Consider the following 21,344-nt stretch of genomic DNA (forward strand, 5'->3'; position numbering starts at 1 on the left):
GGCCCAGGCGGGCCGCCGCGCGGGAGCGGGGGCGCTCGACGGGCTGCGCACCGCGCTATCGCTGGCTGGATCGGCACGCGGCGTCGGGCCGCTCTACGACGCCGACGAGGCGACCCGGATCGACGACGCCCTGTTCGCCGCGGCGCTCACCCCGACGCTGGCGGCGGCGCTGCACCGGCTCGGCCAGGGGCTGACGCCGGTCGCGCCCCGCGACGACCTGCCCTTCGCGGCCAACTACCTGTACATGGTCACGGGGACCGAGCCGACGCCCGTCCAGGTCCGGGCGATCGAGCGCTACCTGGTGTGCACCGTCGACCACGGGTTCAACGCCTCGACCTTCACCGCCCGGGTGATCGCCTCGACGGGCGCGGACCTGGTCGCCTGTGTCGTCGGCGCGATCGGTGCGCTGTCCGGGCCGTTGCACGGCGGCGCGCCCAGCCGGGCGCTGGACACCCTCGACGCGATCGGCAGCCCGGAGCGGATCGACCCCTGGATCCGCGAGCACGTCCTCGCCGGCGACCGGATCATGGGCTTCGGGCATCCCGTCTACCGCACCGAGGATCCGCGGTCCCGGCTGCTGCGCGGCGTCGCGCAGGAGTTCGGCGGCGAGCTGGTCTCGTTCGCCACGCAGGTCGAACAGCGGGTCGTCGAGCTGCTCGCCGAGCTGAAGCCCGGCCGGGAGCTGCACACCAACGTCGAGTTCTACGCCGGCGTGGTGATGGAACTGTGCGGCCTGGCCAGGGAGATGTTCACGCCCACGTTCGCCGTCGCCCGCACCCTCGGCTGGACGGCGAACATCCTCGAGCAGGCCGCCGACAGCAAGATCATCCGACCGTCTGCGCGCTACGTGGGACCACCCGCGCCACGGCCGGTACCGGCGCCGTAGCCAACCACGTCGAGCCCGCGCCCTTCCCCGTGCCGACCCGGGGCGAGGTGGATTACCTGCGTGGTAATCGACGCGCCCCGGGCCGTGCCGCAGTCTTGACACGGCAACGGAGAAACGACGAAGGGAATGGGAATGAGCATTCACACCGACGCCGTCGAGCGTTATTTCGCCGCGTGGAACGCCGGCGCCGACGACGTGGAGAAGGCGGTGGCCGAGGCGTTCACCGACGACGCCACCTACACCGACCCGCTGACCGACGTCCGTGGTCAGGACGCGCTCGCCGCCACGATCCGCGGTGTGCACGAGCAGTTCCCCGGTTTCGCGTTCCGAGCGGTGGGCACCCCGGATGCCCATCACCACATCGCCCGGTTCAGCTGGGAACTCGTCTCCCCGCAGGACGCTTCGGCGCCCATCGCCGGATTCGACGTGATCACCTTGGCCGAGGACGGACGGGTGAACTCGGTCAGCGGTTTCCTGGACCGTGTCCCGAACGCCCAGTAACCGCGGCCGACTGGCGGTCGCCATCCTCGTCTCATGACGAGGAGTGGCGACTGCCCGGCAGCGGTGACGACCTACATCGGCGTGGCCGGGCCGAGCGACGCGGGTGCCGCCGACCTCGGCGCCGCTGAGGTCGTGGGACGGCGCCTCGCCGAGGCGGGATGGGCCGTCGTCTGCGGTGGCCTGGGCGGGGTGATGGCCGCCGCCTGCCGTGGCGCCGCCCAGGCAGGCGGAATGACGATCGGCCTGCTGCCCGGCCTGTCACGCGCCACCGGCAACGAGCATCTCACCGTCAGCATCCCGACCGGCCTCGGCGAGCTCCGCAACGGCCTGCTCGTGCGCGCCAGCGACGCCCTGGTCGCCGTCGGGGGGAGCTGGGGGACCCTGAGCGAGATCGCTTTCGCCCTGCGCACCGGCCGCCCGGTCATCGGCCTGAACACCTGGACCGTCGACACCAGGACCGTCGACACCAGGGACGGTGACGCCCGTGGCGGCGGCCACCCCACCATCGTCCCGGTCACCAGCGCCGACGACGTGGTCGACGCCGTCCGCGCCGCCCTGGCCAGCACCCGCGGCACCAAGTGACCGTGGCGGGCCACTCACGCGCCACCCGGGCCTCTCGGCCACCTGTCCGGCACAGGGAGCGAACACGCTCAGGTCTGAGTGTCGCGGCGTATAGCGTCGCATTCGTCGCGACGGCGCGGACCCTCGCCGACGGCCTCCCGCCGCCGGCCCGGCCCCGCGCGGTTGAGGCGGCGGCTCGGGAGAGGACCACGATCGCGATGTTTCCGGTGGGTGTACTGGCGGGCCTCGTCCTCGCCGTCGGGGCGGCGCTGGCCGCGGCGGTATTCGTGTCGGGGGCGTGGTGGGCCGCGGTCGGCGTCCTGATCGTGCTGCTCGCGCTGGCCGTGCACGACGTCACCCAGCGCCGGCACGCGATCCTGCGCGCCTACCCGCTCGCTGGGTACCTGCGCTTCGGGCTGGAGCGGATCCGCCCGGAGATCCAGCAGTACTTCATCGAGCGCAACTACGACGGCCGCCCGTTCGACCGCGAGGTGCGCAGCAGCGTCTACGAGCGGGCCAAGGGCGTCCACAGCGACCAGGCATTCGGCACCGAACGGGACGTCAACGAGGTCGGCTACGAGTACCTGCCGCACTCCACCGTCCCGGTGCGGGTCCCGCCGGACGCGCCCGCGCCGCGGGTGCGGGTGGGCGGCCCGGACTGCACCCAGCCGTACGACATCGCGCTGCTCAACGTGTCCGCGATGAGCTTCGGCTCGCTGTCCGGCAACGCGGTGCTGGCGATGAACCAGGGCGCGGCCGCCGGTGGCTTCGCCCACGACACCGGCGAGGGCGGCCTCACCGACCATCACCTGCGGTACGGCGCCGACCTGATCTGGGAGATCGGCAGCGGCTACTTCGGCGCGCGCACGGCGGACGGCGAGTTCGATCCGGCCAGGTTCAAGGACAAGGCCGCACTCGGGTCGGTGAAGATGGTCGAGCTGAAACTGAGCCAGGGCGCGAAGCCGGGTCTCGGCGGTATCCTGCCCGCCGCGAAGGTGAGCGCCGAGATCGCCGCGGCCCGCGGCGTGCGGGCCGGGGCTGCCTGTGTCAGCCCGCCGGGGCACAGCGTGTTCGCGACGCCACGGGAGCTGATCCTCTTCATCGCGCGGATGCGCGAGCTGGCCGGCGGCAAGCCGACCGGGTTCAAGCTGTGCGTCGGCTCCCGGCGCGAGTTGCTCGCGATCTGCCGGGCGATGCTGGAGGAGGGCGTGGCCCCGGACTTCATCGTCGTCGACGGCGGCGAGGGCGGCACCGGCGCCGCCCCGCTGGAGTACGAGGACCATGTCGGCACGCCGCTGACCGAGGGTCTGATCACCGTGCACAACGCGCTGGTCGGCGTCGGTCTGCGGGACCGGATCCGGATCGGCGTCAGCGGCAAGGTCGCGACCGGGGTGGACATCGTCAAGCGCCTCGCGCAGGGCGCCGACTACACCAACTCGGCGCGGGCGATGATGATGGCGGTCGGCTGCATCCAGGCGCAGCGCTGCCACACCAACACCTGCCCGACCGGGGTGGCCACGCAGGACCCGCGCCGGGCCCGTGCCCTCGACGTGGACGACAAGGGCGAGCGGGTGTTCCGCTACCAGCGGGCCACGGTGGCCACCGCGGTGCAGGTCATGGCCTCCCTCGGCTGTGCCTCACCGGGCGAGCTGCACCCCGGGATGCTGATGCGCCGGGTCACCCACACCGAGACCCGCAGCTACGCCGAGCTGTACCCCTGGCTCGAACCCGGTGAGCTGCTCGCCGAACCGCCGGCGGACTGGGCGATCGACTGGAACTCCGCCGACCCCGACCGTTTCCGTCCCTGACCTCCCACCCGCCGACCCGGCCGGCGCCGTCCTGGTCGCGCCCGTCCCCGCCGGGCGGAGGTCACTGGACAGCCGGTGGGTTGGCCTCGACGATGACCCCGACGGAGGGACGCTGATGGAGGACGGCCTACGCCTGGGCACACCCGCCGGGCGGTGGGTGCTGGCGGCGACGGTGCTCGGGTCGGCGCTCGCCGCGATCGACGCGACGGTCGTCGGTATCGCCCTGCCCGCCATGGGCCGGGATCTGCACACCGGCCTGACCTCGTTGCAGTGGGTCGTCACCTCGTACACGCTGACTCTCGCCGGCCTGCTGCTGGTCGCCGGTGATCTCGGGGACCGCTACGGGCGCCGGCGGATGTTCATGGCCGGCGTGGTCTGGTTCGTGGTCGCGTCGATGGGCTGCGCGGCGGCGCCGAACAGCGCGACCCTCATCGCCGCGCGGGCGTTGCAGGGCGTCGGGGCGGCGCTGCTGACCCCGGGCAGCCTCGCGATCCTGGAGGCGAGTTTCGTCCCCGAACACCGGGGTCGGGCGATCGGCGCCTGGTCGGGGCTCGGCGGGGTTGCGACCGCGGTCGGCCCGTTCCTCGGCGGCTGGCTCGTCGAGGTGTGGTCGTGGCGGCTGATCTTCCTGATCAACCTGCCGGTGGCGGCGGCGGTGCTCGCCGTGGCGTGGCGGCATGTACCGGAGTCGCGTGACCCGCGCCCGGACGGCCGGATCGACCTGGCCGGCGGGCCGCTGGTCACCGTCGGCCTGGTGGGGCTCACCTACGGGCTCATCGAGGGGCCGAGTCGGGGCTGGACGGCGCCGGTGGTGCTGGCGGCGCTGGTCGGCGGCGTGGCGGTGCTCGTCGCGTTCATCGCCGTCGAGCGACGGTCGGCGGCGCCGATGCTGCCGCTGGACCTGTTCACCGCCCGCCAGTTCACCGCGACGAACCTGGTGACGTTCGCCGTCTACGCCGCGCTCGGCGGCACGTTGTTCCTGCTGCCCGTTCAGCTCCAGCTCGCCTGCGGCTACAGCCCGCTGCGGTCCGGGATGGCGCTGCTGCCGGTGACGCTGATCATGCTGGCGCTGTCGGCGCGCTCCGGGCGCCTCGCCGCACGCATCGGCCCGCGGCTGCAGATGACGGTGGGGCCACTCGTCGTCGGCGCCGGTCTGGCGCTGCTCTCCCGCGTCGGCGGCGACGGCGACTACCCGAGCCAGGTGCTGCCGGCCGTCACCGTCTTCGGCCTGGGCCTGGCGATCACGGTGGCTCCGCTGACCGCGACGGCGCTCGCCGCTGTCCCGCCCCGGCACGCCGGTCTGGCCTCCGCGGTGAACAACGATGTGGCCCGGGTGGCGAACCTGATCGCGGTGGCGGTCCTGCCGGCGGCCGGCGGCATCACCGCCGCGGCCTACGGACTGCCGGCGGACTTCTCCGCCGGCTTCCACAACGCGGTGCTCCTCGCGGCCGGACTGTGCGGACTTGGCGGTCTGGTCGCCGCCCTGACCATTCGCAACCCGCCCCGGCCAGCCGGGGCGCAGGCGACCTTCGCCCCGGGACCAGGCACCTCCCACTGCTGCCTGGACGCACCGCCGCTGGCCGAGGTGTCCGGCGAGCAGCTCGCCCGCTCCGGCGCGACACCAGCGGAGCCCGGCTGACCGAGCCGGCCGATCGCCGGGCGCCGCTGGTCTCGGCACCAACGAAAACTGTCGGTGGGCGCCGCTAGGGTTGCCGCCATCGGGCCCGGGAGGCCGCGTCCGAAGCCCGCCGCCGACGGAGAGGTCCCCTCATGCCCAGCATCACGCCGTGTCTGTGGTTCGACGACCAGGGCGAGCAGGCCGCCGAGTTCTACACGTCGCTGTTCCCGAACTCCCGCATCACGAGCGTCGCCCGCTACGGCCCGGGCGGCATGCGCCCGGAGGGCAGCGCGATGACCGTGCAGTTCGAGCTGGACGGCCGGGAGTACGTCGCGCTCAACGGCGGCCCGATCTTCCCGCCCACCGAGGCCTTCTCGCTGCAGGTCTTCTGCGTGTCGCAGGACGAGATCGACCATTACTGGAACAGCCTCACCGCCGACGGCGGTTGCGAGAGCCAGTGCGGCTGGCTCAAGGATCGCTGGGGCGTGTCGTGGCAGATCGTGCCGACGGCGCTGGGCGAGCTGCTCGGTGACCCGGACCCGGAGCGGTCCAGGCGCGCGACCGAGGCGATGCTGAAGATGTCGAAGATCGACATCGAGGAGATCCGCCGCGCCGCCGCCGGCGAGTAGCCACCGCGGCCGGCGAGCGCAGCCCGGAGCGCCACCCGCGCCCGGTGACCGGTTGACTATGGTCAGCCCGGTGCGCAGGGTTCTGGTGGTCGGTGTCTCCGGCTCGGGCAAGTCGACGTTGGCGCGGCGGCTCGCCGCCGCGCTCGCCGTGCCGCACGTCGAACTCGACGCGCTGCACCATGGCCCCGGCTGGGTGCCGCGGCCGGCGTTCGCGGCCGACGTCGACGCGGCCACCTCGGCGCCGGCCTGGGTCGTCGACGGCAACTACTCGGCCGTCCAGGACCTCGTCTGGTCCCGGGCGGACGCGGTGGTCTGGCTCGACCCGCCCCGCTGGCTGGCCGAGTGGCGGCTGATCCGCCGCACGGCGGCTCGGCTGCTGCTGCGCCGCGACCTGTGGAACGGCAACCGGGAGCGATGGCGCGACGTGCCGCGGGCCGACCATCCGATCAGATGGTCGTGGCGCAAGCATGCCGTCTATCGCGCGCGCTACGCCGAACGCTTCGCCACCGAGACACGGGAGCGGGTCCGCGTACGGCTGCGTAGCAGGAGTGAGGTCGAAGCCTGGTTCGCCAGCGTTGTCGACACGCCCTGACCTTCGCGCCGGCCGGAGCTCAGAGGCCGAGGTGGCGGGCGATGAGCATTTTCTGGATCTCGCTGGTGCCCTCGCCGATTTCGAGGATCTTGCTGTCGCGCCAGTGGCGGGCGACGGGGTACTCGTTCATGAAGCCGTAGCCGCCGTGGATCTGGGTGGCGTCGCGGGCGTTGTCGACGGCGGCGGTGCTGCTGACGAGCTTCGCGATCGCGGCCTCCTTGGCGAAGGGGCGGCCGGTGAGTGCGCGGGCGGCGGCGTCGTAGTAGGCGGTGCGGGCGACGTGCGTCCGCGCCTCCATCTCGGCAATCTTGAAGGAGATGGCCTGGTTGGCGGCGATGGGACGGCCGAAGGCCGAGCGCGCCTTCGCGTAGGTGATGGACTCGTCGACGCACCCCTGCGCCAGGCCCACCGCCAACGCCGAGATCGCGATGCGGCCCTCGGCGAGGATCGCCAGGAAGTTCGCGTAGCCCCGGCTGCGCTCCCCGAGCAGGTTCTCGGCGGGCACCCGCACGTCGGACAGGCTCAGCGGATGGGTGTCGGAGGCATGCCAGCCGACCTTGGAGTAGGCCGGTTCCACGGTGAGCCCCGGGCTGGGCACGGGAATGACGATCGTGCTGATCTCCCGGTCACGGCCGCCGACGCCCACGGAACCGCCGGTGCGTGCGGTGACGGTGACGAGCCGGGTGATGTCGGTGCCGGAGTTCGTGATGAACGCCTTCGAGCCGTTGACGACCCACTCGCCGTTGACGAGCACGGCGGTCGTCCTGGTGCCGCCCGCGTCGCTGCCGGCCTCGGGCTCGGTCAGGCCGAACGCGCCCAGCGCCTCGCCCGCGCACAGCATCGGCAGCCACCGCTGCCGCTGCTCCTCGGACCCGAAGCGGTAGATCGGCATCGCCCCGAGCGAGCAGCCGGCCTCCAGGGTGATGGCCACCGACGAGTCGACCCGGGCGAGTTCCTCGATCGCCAGGCACAGCGAGAACAGGTCCCCGCCCATCCCGCCGTACTCCTGCGGGAAGGGCAGTCCGAACAGCCCCATCGCCGCCATCCCGGCGACGACCTCGTAGGGGAAGCTCCGCTCCTCGTCGTGCCGAGCCGCCACCGGCGCGACCACATCACGGGCGAACTCGGCGACCGCGCGCCGCAGCGCCTCCTGCTCGTCGCTCAGCCCGGTGTCGGGCATCGCGTGACTCCCGTCCTCGGACCGGACCTCGCCTCGTCGCGACGTCGCCTCGTCGCGACCTCGCCTCGTCGCGACCTCGTCGTGTCGGCGGGCCCGGCCCCGATCGGCAGGGTCGCCGACGACGGTAAGCGATCAGGCACCATCGGCGACTGGTCGGACGCTAGCACGGTCCCCTCCGCCGCCCGCGGACAAGTCCCGCTACGGATCAGGCCCGCCGCGCCCGCACGACGCGCACGGGCCCACGGAGGGGGACCCTCGCCAGCACCCTGGGGCTGCCGGTGGGACGGGCCGTTCGTACTTCTCCGGCGGGCCAGCCGGCCCGCGAGCGGCCCATCGATCCGCACTCGATCGATCTTCCCGGTCAGCGGACGCTGGACCTATCGCGACAACCTCGCCCCGGCACCTGCGGGCACCGACTGGAGGCACGACATGAGCGGCATCGTGGTGGGAGTGGACGGTTCACCGGAGGCACAGGGCGCCTTGCAGTGGGCCCTGCGGGAAGCGCGGCTGCGCGACGCGACGGTCACCGCCCTGCTGGCGTGGTCGGCCGATGAGTCGCCTGTGTCCGTGGCCCGGATGGCTCCCGGCCCAGGCGCGCACGACATCGAGACGACCGCCCGGCAGGTGCTGGGGACCGCCATCCGTAGCGCCGCCGATCCCCGCTGCCCCGTGCCGGTGGTGGAACGGGTGGAGTTCCGGGACGCGGCCGAGGCCCTGCTCGCCGCGGCGGGCACGGCGGACCTGCTGGTGGTGGGCCGGCACGGGATGAATCCGGTGCGCCGGATCCTGATGGGCTCGGTCTCGGCGCAGTGCGTGCACAAGGCAACGACACCCGTTGTCGTGACGCACGGCCAGGTGCCCGCGCATGGCGCGGTTGTCGTCGGCGTCGACGGTTCGCCGCTCTCGGTCGAGGCGTTGCGGTTCGCCGCCCGCGAGGCCCGGCTGCGTGGTGCGGTCCTGCGGGTCGTGCATGCCTGGACGCCGGTCCCGGTCGGCTATCCGGCCGTCTACATCGGCGTGGACTTCGACGCCGCCCAGAAGGCCGCTCGCGCGGTGCTCGACACCTGCGTGGCCGAAGGCGTCGGCGACCGCGGCGATCTCGCCGTCGAGGATCTGCTGGTCACGGGCAGTGCCACACCCGCTCTGCTGTCCGCCGCCGGGGATGCCCAACTGCTCGTCGTCGGCTCCCGGGGCCACGGTGGGTTCACCGAACTGCTGCTCGGTTCGGTAAGCCACCAGTGTCTGCACCACGCCCCGTGCCCGGTCGCGGTCGTTCCCGCCGTGCGGTAGGTAGGTGTGCGGTAGGTAGGCAGGTGGGAACGACCGCGGGCGTCGCCGGTCGAGGGGCCCTCAGCGCACGCTCCGCGGGCGGGGAGGCGGGGCCACTGCGGCCTGCTCGACATGCTGGGTGAGTTCGACACGGGCGCGCGGATCGGCGACGTGGGCGACCAGGGCCCGAGCCTGTTCCCGCAGGCTGCGCCCCCACAGCGCGGCGGTGCCATGCTCGCTGACGATGTAGCTGTGCTGGAAGCTGGTGGTGGGCTCGGTCAGGGCGGGGACGACCGTGGAGGTGTCGGTCCTGGCATGCCAGCTCGGCAGCGCGATGATCGCGTGGCCGCCGGGGGCGTGCAGGGCGCCGGCGACGAAGTCAGGCTGGCCGCCGAAGCCGGACCAGATCCGCCCCCGGACGTAGGAGGCGTTGGCCTGCGCGTGCAGGTCGACCTGCAGCGCGGTGTTGATCGAGGTCATGGCCGGCTGCCGGGCGATCCGGCCCGGGTCGTTGACCGTCTCCGTGCGCAGCAGCCGCACCCGCGGATTGCGGTCCACCCACCGGTAGAGGTCCTCGGAACCGAACAGGAAACTGGTGACCAGATCGGCACCGGTGTCGAAGGCACCCGCGCGGTCGAGGTCCAGCACCCCGTCGGAGAACGTCTCGGTCCACACCCGTAGCCCCCGCCGCGCGGTCAGGGCGGCGAGCGTGGCATCGGGTACACCGCCGATCCCCATCTGCAGCGTCGCGCCGTCGGCCACCAGGGCGGCGACCCGTTCCCCGATCGCCCGCGCCGCCTCGCCGAGGACCCTGGCCGCGGGGCTCGGCAGCGGCTGCTGTGCTTCGACCGCCAGATCGACGAGGTCGACGGGCAGTTCACCGTCACCGAAGGTGTAGGGCATGTCCGGGTTGAGCTGGGCGACGACCAGCCCGCCACCGGCGCGGGCCGCCTCGACGGCCGCCGGCAGAATGTTGACCTCGGTACCGAGGGACACCCGCCCATCCGCCGGCAGGCTGGTGTGCAGCACGACGACATCGGGCCGGTAGGGCCCGGCGAACAGGCGGGGCACCAGGCTCAGCCGGCACGGCACATATTCCAGCGTCGCCAGCTCCCGCATGCCCGGACCGACGAACGGCGTCACGTGCGACACCCCCGGCCGTACCGGCAGGCCCCGCTGCGGGTTGAGCACGAACAGCCGGTAGGACGCGACGCACCGGTCGACCGCGAGCAGCGCCACGGCCGGGCTCGCGAAATTCCCCGACGCGACGACCACCGGCGGGGTCCCGGCAGCGTCGACCGCTCGACCGCCGAGGTGCGCCACGACCAACTCCCCCAGGCGGGACTCACTGACGATGCGCATGTCCCCATCGTCCCGGACCGGTCACCACGAGGTGGCAGGCACCCGTGCGCCCGCCGTTTGTCGGACGTCTCCGTTACGGTGACGGACGTGCCACCGACCGACATGCCACCAGCCGACATGCCGCCAGCCGACATGCCGCCAGCCGACATGCCGCCAGCCGACGGTGCACAGCCGTCGTGGCGCGCGCCGACGCTACGCGTCCTGAACGCGGGTGCCGCCGCGGAGCGCGAGCTGCTCGAAGCGTTCCTCGACTTCTGTCGCGATGTGCTCGTCCACAAGGTGCGAGGCGTCAGTGACGCCGACGCCGCCCGCCGGCTGCTGCCGTCGCGCACCACGCTGACCGGGCTCGTCCGCCACTTGGCCGTCGTGGAACGCAACTGGTTGCACCGGCTGACCGACGCCACGGTGGGCGAGCAGGAAGACAACTGGGCGGTCACCGACGCGGACACCCTCGGGGGTGCGCTCGGCGACTACGAGTCCGCCTGCGCCGTATCGCGGCAGGCCGCGGCGGGCTTCGCCCTCGACGACACCCTCGACCATCCCGACGCCGGTCGGGTATCGCTGCGCTGGATCTACGTGCACATGATCGAGGAAACGGCCCGGCACACCGGCCACGCCGATATTCTGCGCGAACTGACCGACGGCGCCACCGGCGAACTCGGTGGCTAGTGGCACCGGGCGGTCACCCCCAATCGGTGTTACGTTTCTCTCGCTTGTCGGATTTTGACAGTCGAGCGTCACGATGGTGGCGGTGGAGGCGCGACGGCATGAAGGTCAAGGCGGCGCTGTTGCACCAGCCCGGCAAGGACTGGGTCGTCGAGGAGATCGACCTCGGCGACCCGATCGCCGGCGAGGTGCAGGTTCGCCTCACCGCGACCGGGCTGTGCCACTCCGACGAGCACTTCCGCACCAGCGGCGGGGCCGGCCAGCTCCCGCTGCTCGGCGGGCACGAGGGCGCCGGCGTCGTCACCAAGGTCGGTCCCGGGGTGTTCGGTCTCGCCGAGGGCGACCATGTGGTGCTCGCGTTCATCCCCGCCTGTGGGGTGTGCCCGCCGTGCTCGCGCGGCCTGCAGAACCTGTGCGACGAGGGCGCGAAGCTGATGACCGGCACGGCGATCTCCGACGGCGGCCACCGGGCCAGCCTCCACGGTCAGCCGGTGACGCCGATGTGCCTGCTCGGAAGTTTCGCGCCGTACGTCACGGTGCACCAGGCGTCGGTGGTGAAGATCGACGACGACATCCCGCTGGAGCTCGCCGCGCTGCTCGGCTGCGGGGTGTCCACCGGCTGGGGATCGGCGACGGCGATCGGCAACGTCCGCGAGGGCGACACCGCGGTGGTCGTCGGTGTCGGCGGCGTCGGGATCAACGCGGTGCAGGGCGCGGCCGCCGCGGGCGCCGGGCACGTCATCGCGATCGACCCGGTGGCGTTCAAGCGGGACACGGCGATGGAGTTCGGCGCGACGCACGTGTTCGCCTCGATGGCCGACGCGATCGCGCCGGTCACCGAGCTGACCTGGGGCCGGATGGCGACCACCGTGATCCTCACCGTCGGGCACCTCACCGGCGACATGATCGCGCCGGCGCTGGCACTGACCGGCAAGGGCGGCCAGACGGTCGTCGTCAGCCTGGGCGACCCGGCAGCCATGGACGCCCAGGTCAGCATGGTCGACCTGACGCTGATGCAGAAGCGCATCCAGGGAGCGATCTTCGGCGGGTCGAGCCCGCGCACGCAGATCCCCCACCTGGTCCGCCAGTACCGCGCCGGCCGCCTCAAGCTCGCCGAACTGATCACCAACTCCTACCGCCTCGAGGACGTCAACCTCGGCTACCGTGACATGCTCGACGGCAAGAACATCCGCGGCATCATCCGCTTCACCGACGAGGACTACTGATCCTCCGAACGGCGACCTGGGCGCCGCCGCCCGCCAGACCGCCACGCGTCTACGGGCCTGCCACGACCAGGACGACGAGCAGGGCGATCTTCACCATCAGGACGACGTCCGCGAGCCGACCGGCGGGATGCGGCAGCCCGACCGCGACCAGCACGAACACGGCGGCGCGGCGCAGCACCGGCCACAACAGCACGGCGAGGCCCGCGCCGCACCCCGCCAGGACCAGCCGCAGGCCACCATCCCCGCCGGCCATCACACCGCCGATGGTCGACGCCACCAGTAGCGCGAAGACCTTCACTCCCGCGAACGCCAGCACCACCTGCCGACGGCGCAGCAGGACGACGGCTCCGACCGCGCACACGGCGACCATGACCAGTGCCGTGAGCGGGGTCAGTGGCTGAAGCCCGATCTCGCTCAGCCGGGCCACCTGAAGGTGCGGCAACGGTTGTTCAAGTCGCAGCACCGCCGCCAGCAGCAACGTCAGAACCGCGACCGCGGCCTGTGTCGCGCGCAGGACCACGAACGCCACGGCCACCGTGAGCAGCCGACGCCGGCGCGGGCGGGCTGAGCGGACCGGCGCGCCCGTCAGCCCGGGCGCGGATCGCGACGTCACGACCTCGTCTCCCCGTCGCCGGAGGTGACGGGCGCCGCGTTGTCGGCGGCACAGTTCGAGTCGAACACGCCGGCGCCGGCGTCGACCGCGGAGCCGGGCACGGTCAGCGTCACGCGAAATCCGCCGGGGACGGCCCTGATCGTGTCGAGATGGAACGGGAACGGCGAGCCACCCGCGGCCGACCCGGACGCGAGCAGCCCGCCGCCGAGGGGACCAGTGGCGGGTGACCCGGCGCTGGACGTCCCCGGGGCGCCGAGCCTGACCGTGGCCGCGATGCCGATCGAGCCCACCGTGACCGCGTCCGGCGAGGGCCGGCCGACCAGGCCGGACATCGGCGGCAGCCGCAGATCGCGGAAGGTGACCGCGACCTCGGACAGCCGGCTGACACCGCGGACGCCGTCGGCCGTCATCGTCACCGCGTCGAAATGGCCGCTGGCGACCTGGTTGAGGAACGGGAAGCCGTCGATGTGCACCGCCCGAGCCCCGGTCAACCTGCCGAGACAGGCCAGCCGACTGGTCATCCGCTGCTCGGCCACACCCACCAGCAGCCGATCGGCCACCAGCAGCACCAGCAGCACGACAACGGGCAGCGCGAGCAACCACCAACCACCCCGCCGTCTTCTCCTCCCCCACGTCGCCGCAGGCGGGCCGGCCGCCGGTCGAGGCTCGCCCCTCTCGGCAACCCGTGTCGTCACGGCGGCAAGGCTGAGTGGCATCACGTCGGCCGCCACCACCACGCATCCTCGGCCGATCGGTGTCTGCGGGGTCATGGGGATCGCGGATTCATGGGAGCGGTGCACCTGCCTCGAAGCGTCGTGGTGGTCGGTGACGCCGGCGGCGACCGGCAGGCCAACCACACCAGCCCGGGATGGGAGCCACTTCCCCAGACGATGTGAGCCAGATTCGAGTTCTCCGAATCCGCTTGAGGCCGTCCGGCCGGACGGTGAGCCGCCGCCCGTGACAAGCCGGGCAGTCCGGAGGACAGCCGGCCACACCAACAACGACCGCCTCACGAAAATCGAGTACTCGGACACGACCCCCGACATCACGTTCATCTACGACCACGCCGGGAACCTGATCGAGCGCGACGGAATAGACGGCGGGATCGCCGTGATCGCTGCAGGCTACGCCGTCCGACTACTCCGAGCCTCACGGAAAAGGCGGGGTCACGCCGCCTGCCGGGCAGCGTGGCCGCAGGTGTGGTCGCGCGGACGGCCGGTCACCATCACCGGCACGGCCCGCAAGGTCGATCTGCACTACAGTTTTGGGTGGGTTCTCGACGGCCAGGTCGAAACGACTCTCATCCTCTCGAACATCGGCTTCGCGGTACCTCCGCAGATCGTCAATGCCATGGCCGGGCAGGTCGTGAGCAAGATCCATACCCAGTGGACCGATCGATTCCAGAGCGGCAAGGAGGTGCGCGACGGGTCATGGCGCATCCATGTCAGGTGACGGGCCGGGGAATGCCGGCGGTACCGGTGGCTTTGCCCGGCCCGCCCGCAGTGCCGTGACCTGTTCCAGCAGGCGGGCCGTCGCGGCCTGTGCTGACAGGCCGAACAGGTCGAAGGAGACGATCTGGGCGAGCAGGCCGGGGCGGTCGCAGTCGGCGATCCGGATCGGGACGAGTTTGCTTTCGAAGCCGAGTGGGTCGGCGGCGACCGCGGCCTGCCATTCCGCCTGTCCGTACACCGAACGTAGATAGGCCGGTGAGAGCACCGCGATCGTGCGGTCGGCCTCGGCGACGCCCCGCTGCATGCCCGCGACCCAGTTCGCGCCCGGGACGAAGTCCCAGGCCTGCACCAGCACCCGCAGGCCGGCCGCTTCGAGGTGCCAGGCGATCCATTCCGCCCACTGCCGGTCGACGGCGGTGTAGGAGAGGAAGAAGTCCCAGGACGGTGCCAGCCGGCCGGCGGGAACGCCCTCGGCCTGCGGACGGCGATCCTGATCCGGACCCTGGCACTCTCTCATGACTCCACCCTGTCACGGATCGCACCAATCGGGTTAATTAGCGTCTGCGCCCAGGCTGCGAGGCGTCCCGCCGGCGGCGATCGTCGTCAGTGGCGGGCGGTGCTGGTGAACTGGGCTTCCTCGGTGGAGCCGCGCAGGGCGACGGTGTCGCTGGTCGGGTTGATGGCGGTGCTGACCAGGTCGTAGAAGCCGGTGCCGACCTCACGCTGGTGGCGGGTGGCGGTGTAGCCGTCGGCCTCGCTGGCGAACTCGCGGTCCTGCAGGTCGACGTAGGCGGTCATGCCCTCGCGGGCGTAGCCGTGGGCGAGGGTGAACATCGAGTGGTTCAGGGCGTGGAAGCCGGCGAGGGTGATGAACTGGAACCGGTAGCCCATGTGGCCGAGCTCGCGCTGGAACTTGGCGATGGTCGCGTCGTCGAGGTGGGCCCGCCAGTTGAACGACGGCGAGCAGTTGTAGGCGAGCATCTGGTCGGGGTAGCGCGCCTTGATCCCTTCGGCGAACCGGCGGGCGACGTCAAGGTCGGGGGTGGAGGTCTCCATCCACAGCAGGTCGGCGTGCGGCGCGTAGGCCAGGCCGCGGGCGATGCACGGGTCGAGGCCGGCGCACACGCGGTGGTATCCCTCGGCGGTGCGCTCGCCGGTGAGGAACGGGTGGTCGCGCTCGTCGACGTCGCTGGTGAGCAGGGTGGCGGCCTGTGCGTCGGTGCGGGCGATGATCAGGGTGGGGACGTCGGCGACGTCGGCGGCCAGCCGCGCGGCGTCGAGGGTGCGGATGTGCTGGCCAGTGGGGATCAGCACCTTGCCGCCGAGGTGGCCGCACTTCTTCTCGGCGGCGAGCTGGTCCTCCCAGTGCACGCCGGCGGCGCCGGCGGCGATCATCGCGGTCATCAGCTCGTAGGCGTTGAGGACGCCGCCGAAACCGGCCTCGGCGTCGGCGACGACCGGCACGAGCCAGTCGGGAGCGCCGGGGGCGTCCTCGGACCAGGTGATCTGGTCGGCGCGCAGCAGCGCGTTGTTGATCCGCCGGACCACCGCGGGCACCGAGTTCGCCGGGTAGAGGCTCTGGTCCGGGTAGGTCTGGCCGGCGAGGTTCGCGTCGGCGGCGACCTGCCAGCCGGACAGGTAGATCGCCGAGAGCCCCGCCCTGACCTGTTGCACGGCCTGGTTGCCGGTGAGCGCGCCGAGGGCGTGGAGGTAGTCGTTCTCGTGCAGCAGCCGCCACAGCTTCTCGGCGCCGAGGCGGGCCAGCGTGTGCTCCTCGACGACGCTGCCGCGCAGCCGGATCACCTCCCGGCCGCTGTAGCCGCGTTCGACGCCCGCCCAGCGCGGGTCGGCAGCCCAGCGCCGCGCCAGCTCGTCGGCGGCCCGGCTACGCGCCGCCCGCGGCGCCCCGGCCGCACGCTTCGCCCCGGCTCTCGCAGTCGCCGCGGTGGTCGCCGTCGTCGCTGTCGTCTCGGCCATGTCGATCTCCCCTTACGCGTGGGTCCGCAATGGCGAGGATGACCCGCCCCCGGCGGACGACCCTCACCTGGAGAAGCTGACACAGCCATTCCACCGGGTCGACCGGCCCAATCAGCCAAGTCCTGCTAATCTTCGGCGGCGGATGCGCGAATCCTGTAAATGGTGCCTTGGCATCGGTCGTACTATCCTCCTTCCCAGGAGGAACGGATGCAGAAGACCTTTGTCGGGACCAGGCTGCGGGAACTGCGCGAGGAGCGGGCGATGAGCCAGGTGGAGCTGGCCCGGCTGCTTGACATCTCGCCCAGCTATCTGAACCAGATCGAGCACAACTCCCGGCCGCTCACCGTCCCGGTCCTGCTGCGTATCACCGAGACTTTCGGCGTCGACGCCGGTTTCTTCGCCGCCCGCGACGTCACCCGGCTCATCGCCGAGGTCCGCGAGGTCTTCTCCGACGCCACCCTCGGCCTGGCCGTCCCGGAGGCGGACGCGGTCGCCCTGGCCGAGCAGATGCCGCGCGGCGCCCACGCACTGATCACCCTGCACCGGCGCTACCGGCAGGCGGGCGAGCGCCTCGCCGCGCTCACCGGCGCCCGCGGCCCGGAACCGGCCGGCCCCGCGCCGGCGCCGATGCCCGACGAGGAGGTCCGGGACTTCTTCTACCAGCGGCAGAACTACATCGGTGACCTCGACGAGGCGGCCGAACGGCTTGCCGCCGAGATCGGCCTGTCCCCCGGCCGGCTGCTCACCGTCCTCACCGACCGGCTCGCCCACCACGGCGTGCGCGTGCACATCCGCGATCCCGCGCCCGACGACCGCGATCTCGGCGCGGACGAACTGCACCGGTTCGACCCGCGGACGCGGGTGCTGACCCTCTCGCGGCACCTGAACCCCGGCCAGCGGGCGTTTCGGCTGGCCCTGCAGCTCGGGTTCACCGAGTTCGACGGGCTGATCACCCGGCTGACCGACGAGGGCCTGCCCAGCGGCCCGGCGGCGCGCACGCTGATCCGGATCGGCCTCGGGAACTACTTCGCCGCCGCGCTGATCCTGCCGTACCAGGCGTTCCACGCCACCGCGGAACGTTTCCGCTATGACGTCGAACGGCTTTCCGGGTATTTCGGCATGGGCTTCGAAACGATCTGCCACCGGTTGAGCACGTTGCAGCGGCCGCGGGCCCGGGGCGTCGCGTTCTCGTTCATCCGGGTGGACCGGGCCGGGAACATGTCGAAACGGCAGTCCGCCACCGGATTCCATTTCTCCCGGGCCGGTGGGACCTGCCCGCTGTGGAATGTCTACGAGGCGCTCGCCGCGCCCGGCCGGATTCACACCCAGATAGCGACGATGCCGGACGGGCGCAGCTACTTCTGGATTGCCCGCACGGTGAGCAGTGGCTATGGCCGGTTTGGCCGGCCGGGTAAGACGTTCGCGATCGGGCTGGGCTGCGAACTGCGCCAGGCCCATCGCCTGGTGTATTCGACCGGGCTGAACCTGGACGATCCGGCGGCCGCGGTGCCGATCGGCATCGGCTGCAAGGTCTGCGAACGGGTCGGCTGCGCGCAGCGGGCGTTCCCGCAGATCGGCCGCGCCCTGGCGCTGGACGCCAACCGCGGCACGTTCGCCCCCTATCCGCCCGACGGCCTGGCCTGAGACGGCTCCGGCCGGGGTGCCCGGAGCTCCGGTTCACCCGTCGGCGGGTTGGGGGGCCGCTGGTTGCGGCGCACCATGTCGACGATCCCGCCGACCGGGCCGACGACGATCAGCTTGTCGCCGGAGCGCAGCCGGGTGTGCCGGCCGGGACGGTAGTCGGGTTCGTCCCTCGCCGCGGTCGTCACGGCCAGCACCCTGGTCCCGGTGGACAGTTCGCGCAGCGTCGGACCGGCGAGTCCGCCGCCGGCGCGCACGATCATCCGGGCGACGAGGAACGGCGTGCGCTGCACGTAGAAGGCGCTGATCACGTCGTAGCCCAGCGCCGCCCCGACGAGGTAGGGGGTGGCCAGCGCGGCGGCGTCGCGGGCGGTGTGGATGCCGAAGCGTCGCTCGACCTCGTCGGCCATCGACGACTCGACGACCCGCAGCACCACCCGCAGGTCCGCCAGGTGCCGCCCGTCGTCGCGGCGGCCCCCGCCGGTCCGGCCGTAGGAACGCCCGCCGGAGCGGCGCGCGAGCTCCCGGGCGGCCCGGGTGCCGCGCAGCTCGTCATGCGCCTCCCGCGCCGAGAGCACGGTCTCCAGGTTCGCCACGCCGTCGCTGGTCAGCGCGGCGATCGTCCTCGCATGGGCGAGACCGGCCTCGAGCAGGGTGGCGCGGACGGTGCCGTCGCCGAGGATCACCGGCACGCCGCGTTCCCGGGCGACCGGCAGGTACCGGTTGTTCTCGTCCCGTTCGATGACGACGACCTGCCGCCCGGCGCGCAGCAGCCCGTCCATGGTCGCGACGCCGACGGAGCCCAGGCCGCAGAGGATGACGTGCCCGCGCACCGCCCCGGCCCGGCCGCGGCCCATCGCCCGCTCCAGGCGCCGGCTGATGATCACGTTGGTGATGAAGGCGTACACGACCGCGATCGACAGCGCCCCGAGCAGCATCAGGGCGATCCCGAAGACCTGCAGCCACTCGTCGGCCGCGCCGAAGTTGTAGTCGCCGTACCCGACCGTGACCATCGTTTCGACGGTGAGGTAGAGCGCGTCGAGCGGGCCGAAGTCGGGCGGGGCGGCCGCGTTGTTCGCGGCGTAGGTCAGCGACAGGACGATCGTGCTGACGATCATGAGGGTGAACACGGCGCCGAGCGCCAGCCGGAACGGCCGGTCGAGCTCACCGCGGATCATCGCGACGAACTCGCGGATCCGGGCCGTGGTGCCGCGCCGGGCCCGCGCCGCCGACGCCGGCCCGGCGTCACCGTCGCCGAGCTCGGCGAACAGCCGCGCGTCGTGCAGGCCCGACACGGTCATCCCCCGGTCGTCGAACTCGGCGAGCCGGCCGATCACGGTCAGCCGGTCGCCGGGGCGCAGTGGGGTGTCGCGCGGCGGGCACACCTCGGCGTCGCGTGAGCCGGCGCGGCGCAGCAGGATCGGGGTGAGGTCGCCGTAACGGGTCCGGAAGGCCGCCCGGCCGGTGATCTCCTCCTCGATCACCGCGAACACCTCGGCGTCCGCGCGGGTCCCCATCGTGAACGCGTGCGTGACGTCGGAGCGCACGCACGCCTCGACGAAGCTGGGCCCGGCGAGCTCGGCGAGGTTGAGCACCCGCACCTGGTCGAACGCGTCGGCGAGCTGGTCACCGAGCTGCGCGTTGTTGACGCTGACGACGAGCCGGACGCCGGGGGCGACCTCGGCGGCGACCAGCGCGGTCTCCAGGTTGGCGAGGTCCGTCTCGTGACAGAGGACGACGGCGTGGGCCGTGGCGATCCCGGCATCGCGCAGCACCTCGTCGGCATGCGGGCTCTCCACCAGCACGCGCACGCCGGACCGTTCGAGGCGCCGGCGGGCGGTGGCGGTGAGCCGGTCGTCGACGCCGACGACCGTGACACCGGAGTCCCGGAGCTGCTCCGCGAGGCGGACACCCAGCCCACCGAGGCCTGCCACGATGACGTGTCCGACGCTCCCGGTGGCCGCCGCCGCCGCGTGCGCGGCGGGTGGTTCGTCCCGCGCTGGCCGCTCGGGAGCCGTCGGCGCCATGATTCCTCCCCCGCCGACGAGAACCCGGCTCTGGCCCGCCGCCAGTTTCGCATGCCCGCCGCGGATCGACGGTGCAGGGCCGACGCCTCGCCCACCGGAGCCGGCCGGCGGCCGTTACATACCGTTTCCGTGACGAAACTGGGATGTCCGGCATCGGACGCGTCTACCCACAGTCGCCATGTCAGGGCAAGATTGGTCGCCTGATCCACCTCCGACCTGTTCCTCAGCCAGTACGAGGTACGCGCGTGTCCGAAGAGATCGACCCCGCGACGGTCACCACCTGCGAGGAGTTCGGCCGTGCGCTGACCGCTGTCCGGGTGCGGGCGGGGCTCAGCGTGCGCGACGTCGCCAAGGCCGTCGGCATTCCGCCCAGCACCGCCGGTGGGTACTTCAGCGGCGCCCACCTGCCCGGACTCAAGCCCGCCGATCTTGTGCCGGGGATGCTGCGGGCCTGCGGGGTCACCAGCCCGGCGGAGGTGCACGCGTGGGTGGCGGCGTGGATGCGGGCCCGCCGCCATCGCCGAACCGTCACCAAGGGCAGTGCCGGACGCCCGCTCAGCGGCCCGGTGGGCGGCGCCGCACCGCCCGTCCAGCCGAACCAGGACTCCAGCGGGACGGGTACGGACAGCGACGGTGTCGCCGCGGGCGGAGCCGAGCGGGCGAACCTCACGCTCCGGCCGCCCGTCGGCCGCCTCGAGGGCCTGGGGGTCATCCGCGGGCGTGGCGACCTCCTCGACCGGCTCACCACCGCGCTCCCGGCCCCGGCCGGGCCGCACCAGCCCCCCGGCGCCACCGACACCACCGACACCACCGACACCACCGACCACACCGATGCCGCCGATGCCGCCGATGCCGTGGGCACCGCCCGCGTCACCGGTGACGGTCCGACCAGGGACACCTGCCGGGTCCACGTCCTGCATGGTCTCGGCGGCGTCGGCAAGAGCACCGTCGCGCTCACCGTCGCCGCCCGAGCCCTCGACCGGGGCGTGCGAACCTGGTGGATCAACGCCGCCGGGCCCGGCACGGTGACGGCGACCATGACCGCGCTCGCCGTCGAACTGGGTGCCTCCCAGCACCAGCTCGCCCAGGGCAGCCTCCCGGACCTGCTCTGGCGGCTGCTCGACGCCCTCGACCGGCCGTGGCTGCTCGTCATCGACAACGCCGACGACCCCGACGCCGACCTGGGCCCGCCCGGCGGCGGCGTCCTCGACGGCAGCGGCCTGCTCCGGCCCGTGAGCACGCCGTGCGGCGTGGTCATCGTGACGACCCGCGACGGCGCGGCCTGGTCGAGCACCGGCAGCCTCAGACCACCCGGCTGGCTCGCGCCGTACCGGCTG

General features: G+C 72.6%; 20 protein-coding genes. 13 read left to right on the forward strand and 7 right to left on the reverse strand.

Translation table 11 applies throughout. From position 1 onward, the window contains the following. The 7 genes from MXD58_RS03850 to MXD58_RS03880 form a co-directional block, all read left to right on the forward strand. Positions 1–886 (forward strand): citrate/2-methylcitrate synthase (locus MXD58_RS03850; protein WP_250609047.1); only part of this gene is annotated, 886 nt, incomplete at its 5' end. Between the two features lie 132 nt (positions 887–1,018). After that, complete coding sequence (locus MXD58_RS03855; protein ID WP_248837925.1) at positions 1,019–1,387, forward strand: nuclear transport factor 2 family protein; 369 nt, start codon at positions 1,019–1,021, stop codon at positions 1,385–1,387. Between the two features lie 63 nt (positions 1,388–1,450). Then, positions 1,451–1,969, forward strand: coding sequence for a TIGR00725 family protein (locus tag MXD58_RS03860; RefSeq protein WP_250609049.1), 519 nt, complete (start codon positions 1,451–1,453; stop codon positions 1,967–1,969). Between the two features lie 197 nt (positions 1,970–2,166). Beyond that, complete coding sequence (locus tag MXD58_RS03865; protein WP_248837923.1) at positions 2,167–3,756, forward strand: FMN-binding glutamate synthase family protein; 1,590 nt, start codon at positions 2,167–2,169, stop codon at positions 3,754–3,756. Positions 3,757–3,871: 115 nt separating this feature from the next. Further along, complete coding sequence (locus MXD58_RS03870) at positions 3,872–5,395, forward strand: MFS transporter (protein ID WP_248837922.1); 1,524 nt, start codon at positions 3,872–3,874, stop codon at positions 5,393–5,395. A gap of 131 nt (positions 5,396–5,526) precedes the next feature. Continuing rightward, on the forward strand, positions 5,527–6,003 hold the full coding sequence (locus MXD58_RS03875; protein ID WP_248837921.1) for a VOC family protein: 477 nt from the start codon (positions 5,527–5,529) through the stop codon (positions 6,001–6,003). Positions 6,004–6,073: 70 nt separating this feature from the next. Next, positions 6,074–6,595 (forward strand): P-loop NTPase family protein, encoded by a 522-nt coding sequence (locus MXD58_RS03880; protein WP_248837920.1) that lies wholly within the window; start codon positions 6,074–6,076, stop codon positions 6,593–6,595. Positions 6,596–6,614: 19 nt separating this feature from the next. Here MXD58_RS03880 and MXD58_RS03885 read toward each other — a convergent pair whose 3' ends face one another. Continuing rightward, on the reverse strand, positions 6,615–7,775 hold the full coding sequence (locus tag MXD58_RS03885) for an acyl-CoA dehydrogenase family protein (RefSeq protein ID WP_248837919.1): 1,161 nt from the start codon (positions 7,773–7,775) through the stop codon (positions 6,615–6,617). A gap of 429 nt (positions 7,776–8,204) precedes the next feature. Here MXD58_RS03885 and MXD58_RS03890 point away from each other — a divergent pair, with 429 nt between their 5' ends. Then, positions 8,205–9,065, forward strand: coding sequence for a universal stress protein (locus MXD58_RS03890; RefSeq protein ID WP_248837918.1), 861 nt, complete (start codon positions 8,205–8,207; stop codon positions 9,063–9,065). A gap of 60 nt (positions 9,066–9,125) precedes the next feature. Here the strand turns inward: MXD58_RS03890 and MXD58_RS03895 are convergent, their stop codons facing one another. Continuing rightward, positions 9,126–10,406: an acetyl-CoA hydrolase/transferase family protein gene (locus MXD58_RS03895; RefSeq protein ID WP_248837917.1), complete on the reverse strand. Its 1,281-nt coding sequence runs from the start codon at positions 10,404–10,406 to the stop codon at positions 9,126–9,128. A gap of 87 nt (positions 10,407–10,493) precedes the next feature. Between MXD58_RS03895 and MXD58_RS03900 the strand changes: the two genes are divergently transcribed. Then, positions 10,494–11,075, forward strand: coding sequence for a DinB family protein (locus tag MXD58_RS03900; protein WP_248837916.1), 582 nt, complete (start codon positions 10,494–10,496; stop codon positions 11,073–11,075). A 98-nt stretch (positions 11,076–11,173) separates the two neighbouring features. After that, positions 11,174–12,298, forward strand: coding sequence for an NDMA-dependent alcohol dehydrogenase (locus MXD58_RS03905; RefSeq protein WP_248837915.1), 1,125 nt, complete (start codon positions 11,174–11,176; stop codon positions 12,296–12,298). A gap of 49 nt (positions 12,299–12,347) precedes the next feature. Here the strand turns inward: MXD58_RS03905 and MXD58_RS03910 are convergent, their stop codons facing one another. Together MXD58_RS03910 and MXD58_RS03915 are read right to left on the reverse strand one after the other, a co-directional pair. Beyond that, entirely contained in the window at positions 12,348–12,911 is a 564-nt protein-coding gene (locus MXD58_RS03910; RefSeq protein ID WP_248837914.1) for a histidine kinase, read from the reverse strand. Further along, on the reverse strand, positions 12,908–13,510 hold the full coding sequence (locus MXD58_RS03915) for an LmeA family phospholipid-binding protein (protein WP_248837913.1): 603 nt from the start codon (positions 13,508–13,510) through the stop codon (positions 12,908–12,910). The genes MXD58_RS03910 and MXD58_RS03915 overlap by 4 nt, the downstream gene beginning before the upstream one ends. 358 nt (positions 13,511–13,868) lie before the next feature. Here MXD58_RS03915 and MXD58_RS03920 point away from each other — a divergent pair, with 358 nt between their 5' ends. Then, positions 13,869–14,363 (forward strand): hypothetical protein, encoded by a 495-nt coding sequence (locus MXD58_RS03920; RefSeq protein WP_248837912.1) that lies wholly within the window; start codon positions 13,869–13,871, stop codon positions 14,361–14,363. On the opposite strand, the gene MXD58_RS03925 is transcribed toward MXD58_RS03920, so the two are convergent. Both MXD58_RS03925 and aceA read right to left on the reverse strand, forming a co-directional pair. Further along, positions 14,340–14,879 carry a toll/interleukin-1 receptor domain-containing protein gene (locus tag MXD58_RS03925; RefSeq protein WP_248837911.1) on the reverse strand — a complete coding sequence of 180 codons (540 nt, stop codon included), beginning with the start codon at positions 14,877–14,879 and terminating at the stop codon, positions 14,340–14,342. The two genes, MXD58_RS03920 and MXD58_RS03925, sit on opposite strands and share 24 nt — an antisense overlap. Before the next feature lie 86 nt (positions 14,880–14,965). Further along, the gene (gene aceA, locus MXD58_RS03930) at positions 14,966–16,339 is read right to left on the reverse strand and encodes an isocitrate lyase (protein WP_248837910.1); all 1,374 of its coding nucleotides are present in this window, start codon (positions 16,337–16,339) and stop codon (positions 14,966–14,968) included. 207 nt (positions 16,340–16,546) lie between these two features. Here aceA and MXD58_RS03935 point away from each other — a divergent pair, with 207 nt between their 5' ends. Then, complete coding sequence (locus tag MXD58_RS03935) at positions 16,547–17,983, forward strand: short-chain fatty acyl-CoA regulator family protein (protein WP_248837909.1); 1,437 nt, start codon at positions 16,547–16,549, stop codon at positions 17,981–17,983. Here the strand turns inward: MXD58_RS03935 and MXD58_RS03940 are convergent. After that, positions 17,959–20,007, reverse strand: coding sequence for a potassium channel family protein (locus MXD58_RS03940; RefSeq protein WP_248837908.1), 2,049 nt, complete (start codon positions 20,005–20,007; stop codon positions 17,959–17,961). The two genes, MXD58_RS03935 and MXD58_RS03940, sit on opposite strands and share 25 nt — an antisense overlap. A gap of 245 nt (positions 20,008–20,252) precedes the next feature. Here MXD58_RS03940 and MXD58_RS30100 point away from each other — a divergent pair. Then, positions 20,253–21,344, forward strand: a 1,092-nt coding sequence (locus tag MXD58_RS30100) for a helix-turn-helix domain-containing protein (RefSeq protein ID WP_308301894.1), incomplete at its 3' end; no start/stop codon positions are given.

Origin of the sequence: Frankia sp. AgKG'84/4 (assembly GCF_023242965.2) — a bacterium.
Taxonomy (GTDB): domain Bacteria; phylum Actinomycetota; class Actinomycetes; order Frankiales; family Frankiaceae; genus Frankia.